The sequence below is a fragment of the Ideonella azotifigens genome (assembly GCF_021043325.1).
GTDB lineage: Bacteria > Pseudomonadota > Gammaproteobacteria > Burkholderiales > Burkholderiaceae_C > Ideonella > Ideonella azotifigens.
On the sequence record NZ_JAJNKD010000014.1, the window covers coordinates 30,800 to 47,827 of the forward strand.

Below are 17,028 nucleotides of genomic sequence, written 5' to 3' on the forward strand. Positions count from 1 at the left end.
TTCCCCTTTTGTCTCGCCCCTGAAAGAGCCCCTTGCCTGCGTTGACCGCCGACCGCGAAAGCTTTGCTGAAGCCGATGCCGAAGCCGCGACGGCACGTGGCGGGGACACCCGCCTGTCCACCCGCGGCTCCAACCAGGGCGGGCTGCGCCAGTACAACGAGCGCGTGGTGTTGCAGGCGGTGCGCTTGCATGGCGCGATGCCGGGCGCGGACCTGGCGCGGCTGACGGGGCTGACGGCGCAGACCGTTTCGCTGATCAGCAAGCGGCTGCTGGACGAGGGCTACCTCGTGAAGGGTGCGCCGGTGCGCGGCAAGGTCGGCCAGCCTTCGGTGCCGCTGTCGCTGAACCCGCAGGGCGCGTACGCGGTGGGCATCAAGGTCGGCCGGCGGCAGATGGACACGCTGCTGGTGGACTTCACCGGCGCGGTGCAGGCCCGCTGGTCCTGGAACTACGACTTCCCCGATCCCGACGAACTGCTGGCCGAGATCGGCCGCCGGCTGGCCGGCATCCGCCGCAAGCTGGGGCCGGGCGCGCGGGAGCGGGTTTGCGGCGTGGGCATTGCCGCGCCGCTGGCGCTGGGCGGCTGGCAAAGCCTGCTGGGCGTGGCGCCCGAGCTGGCTGCGCGCTGGGCCGGGCTGGACCTGCGCGAGGCCGTGGCCCAGCGCTGCGAATGGCCGGTGCTGGCGATGAAGGACACCGCGGCCGCCTGCGTGGCCGAACTGGTGGCCGGCCGCGGCCGCAGCCTGCACAGCTTCCTCTACGTGTTCGTCGATACCTTCATCGGCGGTGGCCTGGTGATTGACAGCCACTTGCGCACCGGCGCCACCGGCAATGCCGGCGCGGTCGGCTCGATGCCGCTGGGCCCGGCCGGCAGCGGGCCGCAGGGCGCGGCAGGGCAGTTGCTCAGCGTGGCGTCATTGAACACGCTGCAGCAGGCCTGGGCCGCCGCAGCATTGGCGCCTGCGCTGGGCGAGCAGTCGCTGCAGGCGCCGTGGCGCAGCGTCACCGAAGCCTGGCTGGCCCAGGCGGCACCGGCGCTGGCGCATGCCATCCAGAGCGCGGCCTGTTTGCTGGACCTGGACGGCGTGATCATCGACGGCGTGTTCGACCGCGCGCTGCTGGCCGCGCTGATGCGGGCCACTGAAGCCGCGATGCGCGCCCACAGCTGGGAAGGCGTGACGCTGCCGCCGCTGTTCGAAGGCGCGGTGGGCGCGGACGCCGGCGCGCTGGGCGGCGCCCTGCTGCCACTGCACGCCAACTTTGCGCCGGACCGCGAGCTGTTCCTGAAGGAATTGACGGCCTGAATCAGGCCTTGGCCGCGGCGACCGCGCTGACCGCAGCCCGCAGCCCGAGCAGGTAGCTCTCGGCCCCAAACCCTGCGATCTGGCCTTTGGCGATCTCGGCGAAGACCGAGTGATGGCGGAAGGCTTCGCGGGCATGGATGTTGGACATGTGCACCTCGATGATGGGCGCCTTCAGGATCGCCAGCGCATCGCGAATGCCGTAGCTGTAGTGCGTCCACGCGCCGGCGTTGATGATGACGGCGTCCACCGCGTCCCGGAAGGCCTGGTGGATGCGCTCGACCATCTCGCCTTCGTGATTGGTCTGGAAGCTGGTGACATCGGCGCCAAGCTCGCTACCCAATGCCTTGAGCTTGGTGTCGATCTCGGCCAGCGTGGCGCGGCCGTACTGGGCCGGGTCGCGCTGACCGAACATGTTCAGGTTGATGCCGTGGAGGACAAGGATGTTCATGAGGCGTAAGCCTACACGCTGCCGAAGCCTCGGGGTCTTCCCTCGTTCGGTGCGGGAATTGCGCGTTACCAAGAAGTTACATGCAGCGGCGGTCTTGCCACCCACCGGCCTGAAAACCATACTGCGCCCGCGACAAGCAAGGCCCGCGGCAGAGCGCTGACGGGCGACAACAACAGGAGACATTCGGACATGGCAGGCAAGGGCAGTTGGGGGCTCTGGTGGGCCGGCGCTTGGGCGCTGGCAGCCAGTGCGGTGGCGAGCACGGCGGCAGCGGCAGACCTCGCGGTGCTGCAGGTGGCGCCGCTCACGGGCGTGAGTGGCGGGCTGGGTTGGCACATGCAGGTCGGCGCGCAGGTCGCGTTCGATTCGGTGAACGCCGCTGGCGGCATCAATGGCCAGCGGCTGCGCCTGGTCTCTGTGGACGAGGACCCTGGCCACGTGGCGAACCAGGTGCGTGCGTTGACCGAAAAGGAGAACCCGGTGGCGATGCTGGGCACGGTGCGCAGCGCCACACTGGACGAACTGCTCAAGCGCAACCTGCTGCAGAGCCTGCAGCTGCCGGTGATCGGCGTGGGCTCGGGCGCGCTGGCGGTGCACCGCCAGCGCGACCCGCTGGTCTACCTGACCCGCGCCAGCCATGGCGACGAACTGGAAACCGTGTTCCGCCAGATGGAGACCATGCAGACCAACCGCGTGGCACTGCTGACCACCGACGACAAGGACGGGCTGGAGCTGCAGGAGCTGGCCAAGGAACTGGCGGCCAGGCACGGCATCAAGCTGGTCGCCTTGGCCGCGCACCCGGCCGACACCGCAATGGTCGAGGATGCAGTGCGAGCCATCCAGAAGGTGCCGCACCAGGCGGTGGTGCTGGCGTCCAACACCGCGGCAGTTGCCTACTTCTGCAAGCTCTACCGAAAGGACAGGGGCACTGGCCAGCTGGTGGCGCTGTCGTCTGCGGAGGCCACGCAGCTGGCCCAGGTGGTGGGCAAGGAGGCGGCGCATGGCGTGATGATTTCGCAGGTCGTGCCCAACCCGCGCAATGCGCGCGTGGAACTGATGCGCGAGTTCGAGGCGGCCTACCGCAAGTACGGCCCGCAGGACATCGAGCCCACGCTGACGATGACCGAGGCTTACGTCAACGCCCGCGTGCTGATTGCCGCGCTGCAGCGCATGCCCGGCACGCCCACGCGCGCCGCGCTGGCCAAGGTGCTGGCCGCCGGCGACGTGATGGACCTCAGCGGCTACCGCATCGCGCTGCACCCGGAGCAAGGCCCGCGCCGCAGCACCTCGGTCTCGATGATCGACCGCGACGGCCGCGTCGTGTACTGAAAACAGGTGACGGCACCCCCAGTCTGACCCCTTGGGGCGCCGAGACGTGGCGCTCATACTCGCCCCCTTGGGGCGCTGTGGCTTCAGAAGCATGGACGCTCCACTGTTTGCGCTGGTTGGCAACGGGAGGAGACCCATGCTGTACACGATTCGAACGCTGGCGTTGGTGGGCGCGGCCTGGCTGCTGTCTCCCGCGGCCTTCGCCGGCACTGCGCGGCTGGACTGTGGCGGCAATGGTGGCCGCTACGACGCGGTCTACAGCGCCGACCGGCTCTATGACGCCAGCAACGGGTCTGGTGCCATTGGCGGCACCGCCAGCACGCCCTCGCTGCTGTACTACGGGCAGGTGATCGAGAACACCGCCTATTCGCCGCTGGTCAACAGCGTGCGCGAGGGCGCCAGCGAATACCGCTTCGACGTGGCCAACGGCAGCTACCTGCTGACGATGCAGTTCGTCGAGCTGCTGCAGAACGGGCCCAACCTGCGCAAGTTCTCGGTGCTGGCCGAAGGCGTGCCGCTGCTGCAGGATTTCGACCTCTACGCCCGCTTCGGCCGCAACTACGCGGTGACCTACCAGTTCGCCGTCACCGTGGCCGACGGCCAGCTCAACGTCACCTTCCCGGCCAGCATCGGCCAGTCCACCATCGCGGCGATCTCGGTCCAGTCCACCAAGGCCGACACCCGCGCGCCGAAGGCGCCGGCCTCGGTCGCCGCGCTGGGCGGCTACTACCGCAACATCGTCACCTGGCCCGATTCGACGGAGGCCGACCTGGCCGGCTACCTGGTGAGCCGCGCGGCCTCGTCCGGCGGCCCGTACACCACGCTCACCGCCCAGCCGGTGCCGAGCAGCCGCTACTTCGACGACGCGCTCGCGCCGTTCACTGCCGGCTTCTACAAGGTGGCCGCGGTGGACGTGTTCGGCAACCAGAGCGCCTGGTCCGCGCCCGTCTCGGCTGCGCCGCTGGACCGCACGCAGAGCACGCTGCCGGCCTTCCAGCTGACCATCCCGGCCGACCAGTACGCCATCCTGCAGGCCAACCCGGACTCGGATTACGTGACGGCCGACTTCGCCGGCGACAACCTGCTCTTCCCCGGCATTGGCGTGAAGTTCCGCGGTGCCACCAGCCTGAACAACCAGAAGAAGTCCTGGAAGGTCAACTTCAAGAAGGGCGTGCCCTTCCAGGGCCGCGACAAGTTGATCCTCAAGGCCTCGGGGCTGGACACCACGCAACTGGCCGAGTGCCTGTCTGCCGCGCAACTCGCAGGCGTGTCCACGCTGTTCTCCAGCTGCAGCTTTGCGCACCTGGACGTGAACGGCGAGTACCTGGGCCTGTTCAGCCACCTCGAAGACGTGGACGACGACTTCTTCAACGCCCGCGCCATCAACCCCAAGGGCCAGCTGCTGGAAGCGCAGGACGTGGTCGCGTCCAACTTCCGCGTGCTGGACGACTACTCGACCGCCTGGGACGACCACAGCGACAACGACGACGGCTACCCCGCGCTGGCCGCGCTGGTGCAGACGGTCAACGTGACCTCCGACGCCGACTTCCCGGCCGTCATCTCGTCTGTGATCAACGTGGACAGCTACCTGGACTACCTGGCCGCGATGCAGCTCACCGGCGATTGGGACCACGTGGGCCACAACTACTACATGTACCGCAGCCCGGACAGCCCCGTGTGGGAGCTCATTCCCAAGGACTTCGACCAGGCCTTCTACCAGACCACGCTGTCGCTGCTCAAGGGCGTCAAGACCACGCCGCGGCAATCGATCAACACCTACAACGTGCTGACCTCGCGGCTGCTCACGGTGCCGCTGTTCCGCCAGCAGTACGTCAACAAGATCGCCGAACTGCTGGCCACGCAGTTCACGCCCGCCATCCTGAACCCGCGCATCAACGCCCAGCACCAGGCCGTGCTGGAAGACACGCACCGCGACGTCTACAAGCGCTTTCGCGAGGACAACACCGGCTTCGACGCCTCGCCCGCCGCGCTGCAGGATTTCGTGACCCAGCGCATTGCCTACATCAATGCCAACCTGGCCGGCATTTCGCCCAACCTGGCCCAGCCGCTGCTGCTCAACGAAGTGCTGCCCGACAACCGCAGCGGCATCGTCACCGCAGCCGGCAACCACAGCCCCTGGATCGAGCTCTACAACCCCGGCAGCCAGGCCTACAGCCTGACCGGCCACTTCCTCACCAACAACCCCGCCCAGCCCACGCTCTGGCCGTTCCCGGCCGGCACCAGCGTGCCGGCCCATGGCTACCTGCTGGTCTGGCTGGACAACCTGCCCGCCGCCGGTGAACTGCACACCAGCTTCAGCGCCAACCCCAAGGGCCAGGCGCTGGCGCTGTACGCGCCATCGGGCAGCAGCGTCACGCTGCTGGACACCATCGCCTGGCGCGCCCAGCCGGCCGACACGTCCTACGGCCGCCGCGCCAGTGGCTCGTCACTGTGGGGGCGGCAGGCGCAGGCCACGCCGTTGGGAGCGAACGGCGGGCCATGAGGCTGGCGCTTTCCCCGGGCTTGATTTGGCCGCTTTGTGCGCCATCTTCAGGTCTGGAGGAAGTCTCATGAACCCTACCGGGTCCGACCCGGCCAGCCTGCTGGCCATGAGCGCCGTGCTGCTGGCGACCGCCTTTTTCGTCGCCGGCCTGCTGCTGCAGCCGCGCTGGCAGGCCTGGCGCCGCGCGCGGCTCGCGCGGCAACCGTTTCCGCAGGCCTGGCGGCGCGTGCTGCGCAAGCGTGTGCCGCTGGTCGCCAAGCTGCCGGCGGACCTGCAGCTCAAGCTCAAGCAGCGCATGCAGGTCTTCCTCGCCGAGACGGCCTTCATCGGCTGCGCCGGCCTGAAGGTGAACGACGAGATGCGCGTGACCATCGCCGCCCAGGCCTGCCTGTTGCTGCTGGGCCGGCCCGAGGTCGCGTTCGACCGGCTGCGCCAGGTGCTGCTGTACCCCGGAGCGTTCATCGTGGACCGCGTGCACAGCGGTGCGGCCGGCGTGCAGCGCGAGGAGCGGCGCGTGCTGTCGGGCGAATCCTGGCAGCAGGGCCAGGTCATCCTGTCCTGGCAGGACGTTGTCGCTGGCGCAGCCGACGCCAGCGATGGCCACAACGTCGTGATCCACGAATTCGCCCACCAGCTCGACCAGGCCAACGGCCCGGCGAACGGCGCGCCACTGCTGGGCACCCGCGCCCAGTCCCGCCGCTGGTCACAGGTCATGCAGGCCGAGTTCGACGCACTGCACGCCCGCCTGGCCCGCGGCCAATGGGCTGAACCCGGCACGCCCGAAGCCTCACCCGGCCTGCTCAACCCCTATGGCGCCACCGACCCCGCCGAGTTCTTCGCCGTGACCAGCGAAGTCTTCTTCGAGCAGCCCCAAGCGCTGCTGGACCAGCACCCGGCGCTGTATCAGGTGCTCAGCGAGGCTTACGGCCAGCATCCTGCCAGCTGGTGAGCCGGCTCGGCGCGCTCATTCGGGCGCTCGGCCAGAGGAGATGCGCCGCCATTCACGTCGGGTGTCCAGCAGACCCAATACCGTGACGGTTTGCGCCATGTGGTCCGGCACGTAGAGCACCGCAAAGCCACGGTGATGCGTCACCAGCAAGTCAGGCATGGTCGAGTCCATCGCCGTGCCGATCGCATGGTTGAGCCTCAGGATCTTGACGACCTGCTGCTGCAAGTCGTCGATGAAGGCGAGGGTTTCATCTTCCGTGAAATGCGGATGTGGCTGCGTCAACAGATCCAGGATGTCCTGTTCGACAGCCTCACCAAACAAGACCTCGTACTGCGGAATCAAGCGGCGCTCTTCGGGCTGGCATTGGGTGCTTTCAGGCGTGCACGCACGCGGCTCATCAACTCGTCGCCGCTGATGGTGGGCAGGGTGCCGCTCTTCAGTCGGGCATGGCGCTCGGCGCCTTCGGATTGCAGCCAATTGGCGACGGTGGTGTCGCGGTCGTCCAGCGCGAGGATGGCGGCCTCCAGCACGGCATCTGCGCTGGGGTAGAGGCCTGCGTTGACCTTGTGTTGCACCGAGGCGATGGCCTCGTCGCCGAGATTGAAAGTGACAGTGCGGCTCATGGCGGCGTCCCCGGTGATGTGTGCTGATCCTAACGCAGCACATCTCCGGCCGCCCACCTTGCCACCTGCTGCGCCACCCAAGCGGCGTCGTCCAGCGGCAGGTCATGCCCGGCAAGCGAGTGGACCTCGAGCGGCAGTTGCCAGGCTTGCGCCAGGCGCTGTGAGCAGGCGGGGTTGACGAGGCGGTCGGCGGCGCCGTTGAGCACCAGCATCGGCACGGCGGGCGGCTGCAGTGGCGCCCGATAGCGAGCTGCCGCCCACAGTTGGCGAAGCGTGTTGGCGGCGCTGACCGGGTTGGCGCGGCGCAGGGCTTCCCAGTGGGTCAGCACGGCGCGGGCACGCAGGGGTTGGCTGGCGGCCAGGGCACTGGTCAGGCCCATCAGCTCGGCTTCCCAGGCCGGACCTGCCAGGGCCCGGCCGCGGGCGCTGCGAAGGCGCCAGAGCCAGCGCAGCAGGGCCAGCGGCACGGCGGGGCGCAGGCGGTGATGCAGGGGGCTGAAGGGGCGCAGGCTGGTGTTGATCAACACGGCGCCGCGCAGCTCCTGCGGGTGGCGCGCGGCCCAGTCGCAGGCGACCATCGCACCCAGTGACAGGGCCAGCAGGTGCACCGGGCCGTCCTTCAGCACGGGCTGCAATGTCGCGCGCAGCGCTTCGGTCATGGCCGGGACGCAAGTCGGGCTGGGCTCGCGATGGCGCACGCCGTTGCCGGGCAGCTCGGGCAGCAGCAGGTGGGCGCCGGGCAGGGCTTGCTGCAGGCGGGCCGGGAAGTCGCCCCAATGGCCAGCGCCGCGCGTCAGGCCGCGCAGCAGCACCCATGTTGACGGTGAGGCGGGGGCGTTCATGCGCGCGGCGTGCGGTACCAGCGGTTCAGCGCCAGTTCGAGCTGGGTGTGGCGTTCAGTGGGGGCTGGCAGCCAGTGCGCATGGCCCAGCGTGGCGCGGGCGATGAAGTCCAGCCACGCGACGTGACGGCGCAAGACACGCTGACGGCGGTGCTCGATCAGCGGGTTGAACGCCCCGTGCCGGCTGAACAGCTGGCGCGGGTTCTTCTTGACCCACAGCCAGGAGCCCATCTCCAGCGTGAGCGGCAGGAAGATGCTGCCCGGGTGCTGGCGCTGGCCCTGGTCGTACAGGTGGTCCCACAGGTCGCCATGGGTGCGGTACTGCCGGCTCTGCGGCTCGAACACATAGCGGTGGTGCAGCTGCGCGCGGTCGAACACCTCGCACAGCGCATGCAGCTCAGGCAGGTGTTCGACGGGGCGCGCGGTGTGCGCATACGGGAACCAGATGCGGTCGTGCAGGCCGAAGCCGGAGTGGCAGTCCACGGCGATGCTGAAGCCGCGGCCCAGCAACTCGCTTTCGACCAGCGCGCACAAGGCCTGGCTCTCGACCTCCATCGGCTGGCCGGCGCGGCCGCGGTACCAGGGCAGCACCGGGCTGATGCGCTGGCCTGAGACCAGCCAGGGCACGGGCGGCTGCGCGTCCACCGGCGCGTTGCGCATCAGGTCCACGCCGCGCGGGTTGGCGCGGCTGCCACGCCAGTAGCCGCCGGGGTTGACCAGCGGCATCAGCACCAGCCGCATGCCGGCCAGCAGGTGGTGCAGCGTGTCGTCCCAAGCCAGCCGTTCGACGAGGCTGCGCAGGAAGGCCATGGCCACCTCGGCGCCAATGCGCTCCAGCCCGTGCACGCCACCGAACACGCCGAGCGCCGGTGCGGCCGGGTCGCTGCTGCCCATGCTCACGGCCAGCAGCGGGAAGCGCTCGCCGTGGCCGGCGTCGATCTCCCCCAGCGTGTGCAGCGTCAGGTAGGGCGCGCCTGTGTCGACCAGCCGGCGGATCGCGCTCAGTTCCGGCAGCAGGACGGGCATGACAACTTGGGTGGTGACCACAACATCTGCAACGGCATCGCGCGAGGGTAGGCCGTTCGTGTGTCATGCGGGTGTCATGGCCCGCGGACCAGTTTGACGCGGGGGTTTCACCGGGACTTCACGGGCACGTCATGTGATCTGACGACCATCGCGGCATTCAAGCATTTCCTCAGGAGCAGACCATGAGCTTTCCCCGTTTTGTGCTGAGCGCCCTGGCGCTGGCCTCGCTGTGTGCCGCGGCCCAGGCCGCCGAGCTCGTCGGCTACGCCAGCATGCCGGCCGACACCTTTGCCAAGGGCCCGACCGCCGGCCAGTTCGTGTCGTCGGCCAATGGCCGCACGCTGCCGCTGGTCGACAAGCAGGCGGTGCAAGGCTTCTCCGCCGTGCTGCCCGGCCCGGTCGCCGGCACCTACCGCGTGATGCCGGACAACGGCTTCGGCAACAAGGCCAACTCGCCGGACGCGATGCTGCGCACCTACACGCTGCAGCCCAACTTCCGCAGCTGGGACGGCGCGGCGCTGGTCGGCGAAGGCAATGTCGTGCCGGTCAATGAGAAGACCGGTGCCGTGGTCGCCGCGTTCACCGACGAAACCTTCACCGCGCTGAAGGACCCGGACGGGCTGATCGGCTTCACCAAGGTGGCCGACCGCGAGTTCTACCCGTACTCGGGCAGTGGCCCTGGCGCTGCCAACATCCCCGTGCCGCAGAAGGTGCGCGACGGTGGCTACCTGACCGGCAGCGACCTGGACATCGAATCGATGCGCCGCGACAAGAACGGCTACTTCTGGTTCGGCGACGAATTCGGCCCGTTCCTGGTCAAGACCAACAAGAACGGCAAGGTGCTGCGCGCTGCCATCCCGATGGCCGGCGTGCAGTCGCCTGACAACCCCTTCCTGAACGGCGCGCAGCCCACGCTGAACGGCTCCAACGGCTTCGAAGGCATGGCCATCAATGCAGCTGGCGACCACCTCTACACGCTGCTCGAAGGCAGCGTGGTGGGCGACACGCCCAAGACCCTGCGCATCAACGAGTTCAGCGTGGACGACGAGGCCTACACCGGCCGCCAGTGGCACTACAAGCTCGACGACGCCGGCACCAACATCGGCGACATGACGGCGGTCAACGCCCACCAGTTCATCGTGCTGGAGCGCAACGGCACGCAGGACCCGCGCTTCAAGCGCGTGTTCCTGATCGACCTGAACGTGGTCGACGCCGACGGCAATGTGCAGAAGACCGAGATCGCCGACCTGATGAACCTGGCCGACCCGCACGACCTGAACCAGGACAGCAGCCAGACCTTCACCTTCCCATGGGTGACGATCGAAGACGTGCTGGTGCTGGACGCCAGCACGCTGCTGATCATCAACGACAACAACTACCCGGGCAGCAGCAAGACCGCCGGCGTGCCGGACATCACCGAGTTCCTGCAGGTCAAGCTGGACCAGAAGCTGGCGCTCAAGGACAAGACGCCGCTGAACTGAAGTCCTGTGAGCCCCCAGGACCGGGCTGTGCCCGGCCCGCCCCCCGAGGGACGTTTCCTTGGCCCTTGAGGGGAGGACGCCCACGCCCATGAAAAAGGCCGGCCCCGCTGCGAAGCGGACCGGCCTTTTTGTCGTTGATTCAGATGCTCAGTTGACGACTGGCGGCGCCTTGGTCACGCGCACCTTGCCGCCGGTGGTGACGATGACCACCGCATCGCCAGCCTGCAGGTTCTCGTTGCCCTTGGCCTGCACGATGGCGCGGCGGTCGCCGTTGCGCAGCTGGATCAGCAACTCCACACCCTCTTCCTTGGTGGAGGAGCGCTCGACGGCATTGCCGATGGCCGCACCGGCCACCGCACCGATCACGCCGACGATGGCCGATTCGCGCGAGCCGCCAACGCCAGAGCCGGCCACGCCACCCACGACGGCACCGGCGGCGCCGCCCAGGCCGCTTTGGCTGCCATCGATGGTCACCGGTCGCAGGCTGAGGATGGTGCCGTCCTGCACGGTGGACATGCGCTGCGCGTCGCCGCGCTGAACGACGTCAGGGCTGGAGGTGGCGCAGGCGGCCAGTGTGGCCACCATCGTGGCGAGGATCAGGCGGGAAGCAAGGCGTTGCATGATGTATCGAGTGTGTTGAGCGGAACAGAACGCCTGCGGCCGAGGCGGCGTTGACAGGACTTGTCCAGGGCAGCGAGGCCGCCTGGAGCCAATGCGAATTGTGCGCGCCACCAGTGTCCCCGGCTTGAGCGCGGACAAGCGCAGGCGGGCGAGAAGTCTTCAGCGCTGGACACCCGGCAATGCACGCTGCATTGCCGGCAGGTGAGCGGAAGTGAAGACCTGTCGTGGCGCGGCCAGCGCCGGGCCGCTCCCAAGCGGCCGCGCACCCGCTTGGCGGGTGGTTCGCGGTATTCCCGCGAACCGGCTGCGCCATTCAGCCTGCCGGGTAGAGTGCGCCCAGCACTCGGGGGCCGCGGGCGCCGGTCACTTCGGCGCGGTTGCCGGGGCGGCGTTGCATGAAGGCCCGGGCCAGCCAGGCGAAGGCGGCGGCTTCGACCTGCAGCGGTGGCAGGCCGGCGTCGTCGCTGCTGTTGACCATGACACCGGGCAGCGCGGCGGACAGCCGGCGCATCAGGTCGTCGTTCAGCGCGCCGCCGCCGCAGACCAGCAGGTCGGCGCTGGCCGGAGCGTGCTGCAGCAGCGCCTGCGCGGTGCTTTGTGCGGTGAACTCGGCCAGCGTGGCCTGCACGTCCTGTGGCGCGGGCAGGGCCGCGGCCTTGCCCAGGCCGGCGAGCTGGCGCATCAGCCAGCTCGCGTTGAACAGGTCGCGGCCGGTGCTCTTGGGCGGCGGCGCGGCGAGGAAGGGTTCGGCCAGCAGCCTGGCCAGCAATTCGGGCTGGACCTGGCCACCAGCGCTCCAGCGGCCGGCTTCGTCATAGGCCTGGCCCAGGTGCATCTGGGCCCAGTGGTCCAGCAGTGCATTGCCAGGGCCGCAGTCGAAGCCGCGCACCGGCGTGGCCGGGTCGCGGCTGCCGGGCAGCAGCGTCAGGTTGGCAATGCCGCCCAGGTTCAGCACGGCACGCGGCCGTTCGGTGCCGCCGAAGACCATCGCGTGGAAGGCCGGCACCAGCGGCGCGCCCTGGCCACCGGCAGCCACGTCGCGGCTGCGGAAGTCGCAGACCACGTCGATGCCGCAGCGCTCGGCCAGCAGCGCGCCCTGGTTCAATTGCAGCGTGTAGCCCAGGCCGTCGAACTCGCCTGGGCGGTGGCGCACCGTCTGGCCATGCGAGCCGACGGCAATGACTTGGTGGGCGCGGCAGCCATGCTGGCGCAGCAACTGCTGCACCACGCCGGCCTGCAGCGTGGCCAGCGCGTTGGCGGCCAGTGCTGCGCGGTGCAGTTCGTCCGCGCCGCGCTGGTTCAGCGCCAGCAGTTCCTCGCGCAGCACCGTGGGGAAGGGCGCATGGGCGTGGGCCAGCACCTGCATCGTGGCGCTCTCGCGCTCGAAGGCGGCGAGCACGCCATCAATGCCGTCCAGCGAAGTGCCTGACATCAGGCCGATGTAGAGATCGGCGTTGTCCATGTTCCTCAGCTCGTTGCTTGGCAGCGCGGCGTCATTCGACGCGAGCGGTCTGCTGGCCACGCGTGTCGTTGGCCACGGTCAGCTGGATCTTGGCGGCTTGTGCCAGCGCGGTGAAACGGGCGCGCTGCGATGGGTCGAGCTTGATGGTCTCGGAGGACTTGGCGATCTCCAGCGGATCCTTCTGCAGGCCGCCCACCTTGAACTCGAAGTGCAGGTGCGGTCCGGTGGCCCAGCCGGTCATGCCGACGGCGCCCAGGCGGTCGCCCTGGCTGACGTGCTGGCCTTTCCTCACGTCGATGCGGCTCATGTGGGCATACAGCGTCGTGCGGTCGCCTGCATGGTGGATCTGCACCACGTTGCCGTAGCCGTTCTGTTGGCCGGCGAATTCGACGGTGCCGTCGCCGACGCTGCGGATCGGCGTGCCCATCGGTGCACCGTAGTCCACGCCCAGGTGGGCTTTCCAGATCTTCTGGATCGGGTGGAAGCGCATCGAGAACCCGGAGGTCACACGCGAGAACTCCATCGGGCTGGCCAGGAAGCTGCGGCGCTTGCTCTCGCCGTTCAGGTCGAAGTAGCCGCCCTTGCCTTCGCCGAACCACACCGCCTGGTGCGGATGGCCGTCATTGATGAATTCGGCGGCCAGCACGCGGCCGCTGCCCTGGTTCCAGGTGATGGGTTCGCCGTCGGCCGTCAGGTGCTCGTAGACGACGCTGAAGGTGTCGCCCTTGCGCAGCTCGCGGCGGAAGTCGATGTCGGTCGAGAACAGCTCGGCGATCTGGGTGGCGACCGCGTCCGGGATGTTGGATTCGTCGGTCGCGGCAAACAGCGAACTGCGGATCGTGCCACTGGCCAGGCGCTGGGTCGATTCCAGCGGCGCCTGTTCCAGATGCGATTGCCAACGGCCCTGCGCGTCGCGCTCGATGGTCAGCCGGCTGAAGCGGGCCTGGCCCTGGCTGTCGTCGTCGGTCGCGAAACGCGCGACCAGCGATGCCAGCCGGCCGCTGCCGCTCAGCGAGGCGGTGATCATCTTGCCGGGCCGGCCCTCGACCAGCTTGCGGCCGATCGGGTCCAGGCGCAGCCACTGGACCGCGGCCGCATCGGCCACGCCCAGGCGCTGCATCAGGCTGTCCAGTGTGTCGCTGGGGCGGGTGATGTCGCTGCGGTTGAGCTGCAGCTCGGCGTCGGCCAGGGCCTCGAGCTGAGGCGCCAGCGCTTCGGGGGTGACGGTTTGCACCACCAGGCGCTTGGGCAGGTCGGCCGCGTCAGGCGCCATCGGCGCGATGCCGAAGGCGGTCACGCCAGTGCCGGCCAGCAAGGCCAGGATGGCGGCGGAAAAACCGCGGGGATGCGAGTGGATGAACTGTGCTGCGGGCGCCAGGGCGCGCTGCAGGGCGGAAAGAGAGGGTGTGCCCGACGACTTCAATCTTCAGCGGAGCTGCATGCTCCGTCCTGTGTGCGGCGTGCACGCCAAAGCGTGCACCATGTGCCAAGACGGCAAAACCGGGCGCCATGCGCCTGCCGTCATCCACCATCCTGCAGCCCCGTAGAATCGCGGTCCTTGCTCGGAAGCAAGAACTCCTTCTCCACTCGTTTCCACCCGCTTTTTGTCCGTTGTTCGTGCGGTGCTGCCGGCTCGAAAAAAGAATCGGCGGAGTATACCTGTGACACTTCCGCCAAAAGGCGCGCCCGAACCGGGCAAACACCTGCTATTTACACCGATGTCCGAATCCGCTGCCATGCCGGCGCCCGTTGGCGCCAACCCGTCTGACAGCGCAGCTGCTGCGGCCGTTTCCCTGAGCGACGGCGTGCGCGAAGCGCTGGCCATCAGCCAGCGCGGCTGTGCCGAGCTGCTGCCGCAGGCGGACTGGGTGAAGAAGCTCCAGCGTTCCGAAGCCACCGGCCAGCCCTTGCGCATCAAGCTGGGGCTGGACCCCACTGCGCCTGACATCCATATCGGCCACACAGTGGTGCTGAACAAGATGCGCCAGCTGCAAAACCTGGGGCACACGGTCATATTTCTCATCGGCGACTTCACGTCGATGATCGGCGACCCGTCCGGCCGCAACGCCACCCGCCCGCCGCTGACGCGCGAGCAGATCGAGGCGAATGCCAAGACCTACTACCAGCAGGCCTCGATGGTGCTGGATCCTGCCCGCACCGAGATCCGCTACAACAGCGAGTGGAGCGACCCGCTGGGTGCCCGCGGCATGATCGAGCTGGCCGCCAAGTACACGGTGGCCCGCATGCTGGAGCGCGACGACTTCACCAAGCGCTTCCAGTCCAACACCCCCATCTCGCTGCACGAGCTGCTGTACCCGTTGATGCAGGGCTACGATTCGGTGGCGCTGAAGAGCGACCTGGAACTGGGCGGCACCGACCAGAAGTTCAACCTGCTGGTGGGCCGCGCACTGCAGGCCGAATACGGCCAGGAGCCGCAGTGCATCCTGACCATGCCGCTGCTCGAAGGCCTGGACGGCGTCGAGAAGATGTCCAAGTCCAAGAACAACTACATCGGCATCACCGAGCCGGCCAACAGCATGTTCGCCAAGACGCTGTCGATCAGCGACGAGCAGATGTGGAAGTGGTTCACGCTGCTGTCCTTCCGCTCCGAAGCCGAGATCGCGCAGCTCAGGGCCGAGGTTGAAGGCGGGCGCAACCCCAAGGACGCCAAGGTCATGCTGGCCAAGGAAATCACCGCGCGCTTCCACAGCGCTGCAGCGGCCGACGCTGCCGAGGCCGATTTCCAGAACCGAGCCAAGGGCGGCATCCCGGACGACATTCCCGAACTGACGCTGAGCGGCGCGCCGATGGGCATTGGCGCGCTGCTGAAGGCGGCCAACCTGGTGGCCAGCAACGGCGAAGGCCTGCGCATGGTCGAGCAGGCTGGCGTGCGCATTGACGGCACCGTCATCAGCGACAAGGGCCTGAAAGTCCAGCCCGGCACTTTTGTCGTGCAAGTCGGCAAGCGCAAGTTCGCACGTGTCACTTTGAGCTGAAACAACATGCAGCCCGGGTAAGCTCGCGGCTCCTCCGGCCGAGCCGGAATTTTTCAGGACCGACGAGATGACCCGTTCCCTGCGTTCTTCGCTGACCCTTGCCGCGGCCTGCGCCGTGGCCCTGCTGTCCGGCGCCGCACATGCGGCCGACCCCGCGCCCGTGACCACGGCCTCCGGCCTGGTCTACACCCCGCTCAAGGAAGGCACCGGCGCCAGCCCGTCGGCCACCGACAAGGTCAAGGTGCACTACCGCGGCACGCTGATGGACGGCAAGGAGTTCGACAGCTCCTACAGCCGCAACGAGCCGGCCGAGTTCCCGCTGAACCGCGTGATCCCTTGCTGGACCGAAGGCCTGCAGCGCATGAAGGTTGGCGGCAAGGCGAAGCTGACCTGCCCGCCGGGCATCGCCTACGGCAGCAAGGGCGCTGGTGGTGGACTGATTCCGCCGAACGCCACACTGAACTTCGAAGTCGAGCTGCTGGGCATCAACGGCAACTGAGCAGGAAGTTTCATGGGTTGACCTGGCGCAGCGTTTGGCCCACCGCGTCGGCCCAGGCGGGCTCTGCCTGCTCGGCGCGGCGCCAGGCCTGCTGCGCCGCCTGCCTTGCGGCTTCGGGCTGGCCCAGTTCCCAGCGCACCTGGGCCAGGTTGTTCCAGGCCGCGGCGCTGTCCAGTCGCGCGGCCAGTGCCTCGAACTGGCTTGCCGCCTCGGCCTTGTCTCCGCGGGCATACAGGCTGTTGCCAAGTCCCATGCCCAGCACCAGGTCTTGCGGCCACCGCGCCGCGGCAGCGCGCCAGGCCGGCAGGCTGGCTGCGGCACCCTGCACGCGCTGCAACGCCAGCACCGCTTCGCGCGAGGCCGGCAGTTCGGCAGTGGCTGGCAGCCGACTGGGCGGTGTGACGGCCATCGCCCAATGCCCGCTGCGGGCCCAGGTGTGTTCGAAGGTGGCCATGGGCCAGCTGGCATGGCCGTCCATGCCCGAGTGCAGCCGCAACTCGCCGCGGCCCAGGTCGTAGCCCACCAGCACGGCGTAGTGCCAGCGCGGCCAGAACGGCAGCGCCAGGTTGACCAGCACCAGCACCGGCGTGCCCGCGGCGAGTTCGCGCAGCAAGGCCAGCAGTTCGGGCGCCATCCGCGTGGCCAACGCGCCGTGCCGCGCGGCGGCAGCCAGCATCTCGGGCTGCAGGCTGCCTTCGCGGGCTGGCAGGTAGACCTGCGGCGCGAGCTCGGCCGGCGTGGCTGCGAAGCCGGCAGCCTGCAACACGCCGGCCAGCGTGGCGGGGCCGCACAGCGTGCTGTCGTCGGCAAAAAAAGGCACCCCGGCCAGCTCGACGCGCGGGGGCAGGCCTGCCGGCGCCTGGGCCTGCAAGGCAGCCGTCATGGGTGGCGTCAGGCTGGTGCAGCCCGCCAGAGAGGCGATGCACGGTGCCGCCAGCGCGTGGAG

Annotated in this window: 16 protein-coding genes; 7 read left to right on the plus strand and 9 right to left on the minus strand. The window is 68.7% G+C overall.

The genetic code is table 11. The features are described 5' to 3' along the window. Positions 1-32 precede the first annotated feature (32 nt). Positions 33-1,304 (plus strand): ROK family transcriptional regulator, encoded by a 1,272-nt coding sequence (locus tag LRH25_RS23845; RefSeq protein ID WP_231012528.1) that lies wholly within the window; start codon positions 33-35, stop codon positions 1,302-1,304. Between the two features lies 1 nt (position 1,305). On the opposite strand, the gene aroQ is transcribed toward LRH25_RS23845, so the two are convergent. Continuing rightward, complete coding sequence (gene aroQ / locus LRH25_RS23850) at positions 1,306-1,752, minus strand: type II 3-dehydroquinate dehydratase (RefSeq protein WP_141289804.1); 447 nt, start codon at positions 1,750-1,752, stop codon at positions 1,306-1,308. A 189-nt stretch (positions 1,753-1,941) separates the two neighbouring features. Here aroQ and LRH25_RS23855 point away from each other — a divergent pair, with 189 nt between their 5' ends. The 3 genes from LRH25_RS23855 to LRH25_RS23865 all read left to right on the plus strand — a co-directional run bounded on the left by LRH25_RS23855 (position 1,942) and on the right by LRH25_RS23865 (position 6,533). Beyond that, a complete protein-coding gene (locus LRH25_RS23855) occupies positions 1,942-3,081 on the plus strand; it encodes an ABC transporter substrate-binding protein (RefSeq protein ID WP_141289803.1) in 1,140 nt (379 codons plus the stop codon). A gap of 136 nt (positions 3,082-3,217) precedes the next feature. After that, positions 3,218-5,584 carry a CotH kinase family protein gene (locus LRH25_RS23860; RefSeq protein ID WP_170201007.1) on the plus strand — a complete coding sequence of 789 codons (2,367 nt, stop codon included), beginning with the start codon at positions 3,218-3,220 and terminating at the stop codon, positions 5,582-5,584. Positions 5,585-5,651: 67 nt separating this feature from the next. Continuing rightward, positions 5,652-6,533 (plus strand): M90 family metallopeptidase, encoded by an 882-nt coding sequence (locus LRH25_RS23865; RefSeq protein WP_231012530.1) that lies wholly within the window; start codon positions 5,652-5,654, stop codon positions 6,531-6,533. 15 nt (positions 6,534-6,548) lie between these two features. On the opposite strand, the gene LRH25_RS23870 is transcribed toward LRH25_RS23865, so the two are convergent. Genes LRH25_RS23870 through LRH25_RS23885 form a run of 4 tightly spaced genes read right to left on the minus strand, consistent with a single transcriptional unit; the run spans position 6,549 to position 9,023 of the window. Continuing rightward, positions 6,549-6,875: a hypothetical protein gene (locus LRH25_RS23870; protein ID WP_141291845.1), complete on the minus strand. Its 327-nt coding sequence runs from the start codon at positions 6,873-6,875 to the stop codon at positions 6,549-6,551. Beyond that, on the minus strand, positions 6,872-7,156 hold the full coding sequence (locus LRH25_RS23875) for a ribbon-helix-helix domain-containing protein (protein ID WP_141291844.1): 285 nt from the start codon (positions 7,154-7,156) through the stop codon (positions 6,872-6,874). Before LRH25_RS23875 ends, LRH25_RS23870 begins: the two co-directional genes overlap by 4 nt. 29 nt (positions 7,157-7,185) lie before the next feature. After that, positions 7,186-7,998, minus strand: a complete 813-nt coding sequence (locus LRH25_RS23880; RefSeq protein ID WP_231012541.1) for an alpha/beta fold hydrolase — start codon at positions 7,996-7,998, stop codon at positions 7,186-7,188. Beyond that, positions 7,995-9,023 carry a M14 family zinc carboxypeptidase gene (locus LRH25_RS23885; RefSeq protein WP_231012543.1) on the minus strand — a complete coding sequence of 343 codons (1,029 nt, stop codon included), beginning with the start codon at positions 9,021-9,023 and terminating at the stop codon, positions 7,995-7,997. Before LRH25_RS23885 ends, LRH25_RS23880 begins: the two co-directional genes overlap by 4 nt. Before the next feature lie 182 nt (positions 9,024-9,205). Between LRH25_RS23885 and LRH25_RS23890 the strand changes: the two genes are divergently transcribed. Beyond that, the gene (locus LRH25_RS23890) at positions 9,206-10,504 is read left to right on the plus strand and encodes an esterase-like activity of phytase family protein (RefSeq protein ID WP_141290967.1); all 1,299 of its coding nucleotides are present in this window, start codon (positions 9,206-9,208) and stop codon (positions 10,502-10,504) included. Positions 10,505-10,651: 147 nt separating this feature from the next. Here the strand turns inward: LRH25_RS23890 and LRH25_RS23895 are convergent, their stop codons facing one another. From LRH25_RS23895 to LRH25_RS23905, 3 genes are all read right to left on the minus strand, one after another. Continuing rightward, positions 10,652-11,125, minus strand: a complete 474-nt coding sequence (locus LRH25_RS23895) for an outer membrane lipoprotein (protein WP_141290969.1) — start codon at positions 11,123-11,125, stop codon at positions 10,652-10,654. 313 nt (positions 11,126-11,438) lie between these two features. After that, positions 11,439-12,587 carry an anhydro-N-acetylmuramic acid kinase gene (locus tag LRH25_RS23900; protein WP_231012545.1) on the minus strand — a complete coding sequence of 383 codons (1,149 nt, stop codon included), beginning with the start codon at positions 12,585-12,587 and terminating at the stop codon, positions 11,439-11,441. 31 nt (positions 12,588-12,618) lie between these two features. Then, positions 12,619-14,010: a M23 family metallopeptidase gene (locus LRH25_RS23905; protein WP_231012546.1), complete on the minus strand. Its 1,392-nt coding sequence runs from the start codon at positions 14,008-14,010 to the stop codon at positions 12,619-12,621. Between the two features lie 313 nt (positions 14,011-14,323). Between LRH25_RS23905 and tyrS the strand changes: the two genes are divergently transcribed. Beyond that, complete coding sequence (gene tyrS, locus LRH25_RS23910; protein ID WP_141290073.1) at positions 14,324-15,583, plus strand: tyrosine--tRNA ligase; 1,260 nt, start codon at positions 14,324-14,326, stop codon at positions 15,581-15,583. 67 nt (positions 15,584-15,650) lie between these two features. After that, a complete protein-coding gene (locus tag LRH25_RS23915) occupies positions 15,651-16,082 on the plus strand; it encodes an FKBP-type peptidyl-prolyl cis-trans isomerase (RefSeq protein WP_141290072.1) in 432 nt (143 codons plus the stop codon). Positions 16,083-16,092: 10 nt separating this feature from the next. Here the strand turns inward: LRH25_RS23915 and LRH25_RS23920 are convergent, their stop codons facing one another. Then, positions 16,093-16,965 (minus strand): PA2778 family cysteine peptidase, encoded by an 873-nt coding sequence (locus LRH25_RS23920; protein ID WP_231012548.1) that lies wholly within the window; start codon positions 16,963-16,965, stop codon positions 16,093-16,095. Positions 16,966-17,028 lie beyond the last annotated feature (63 nt).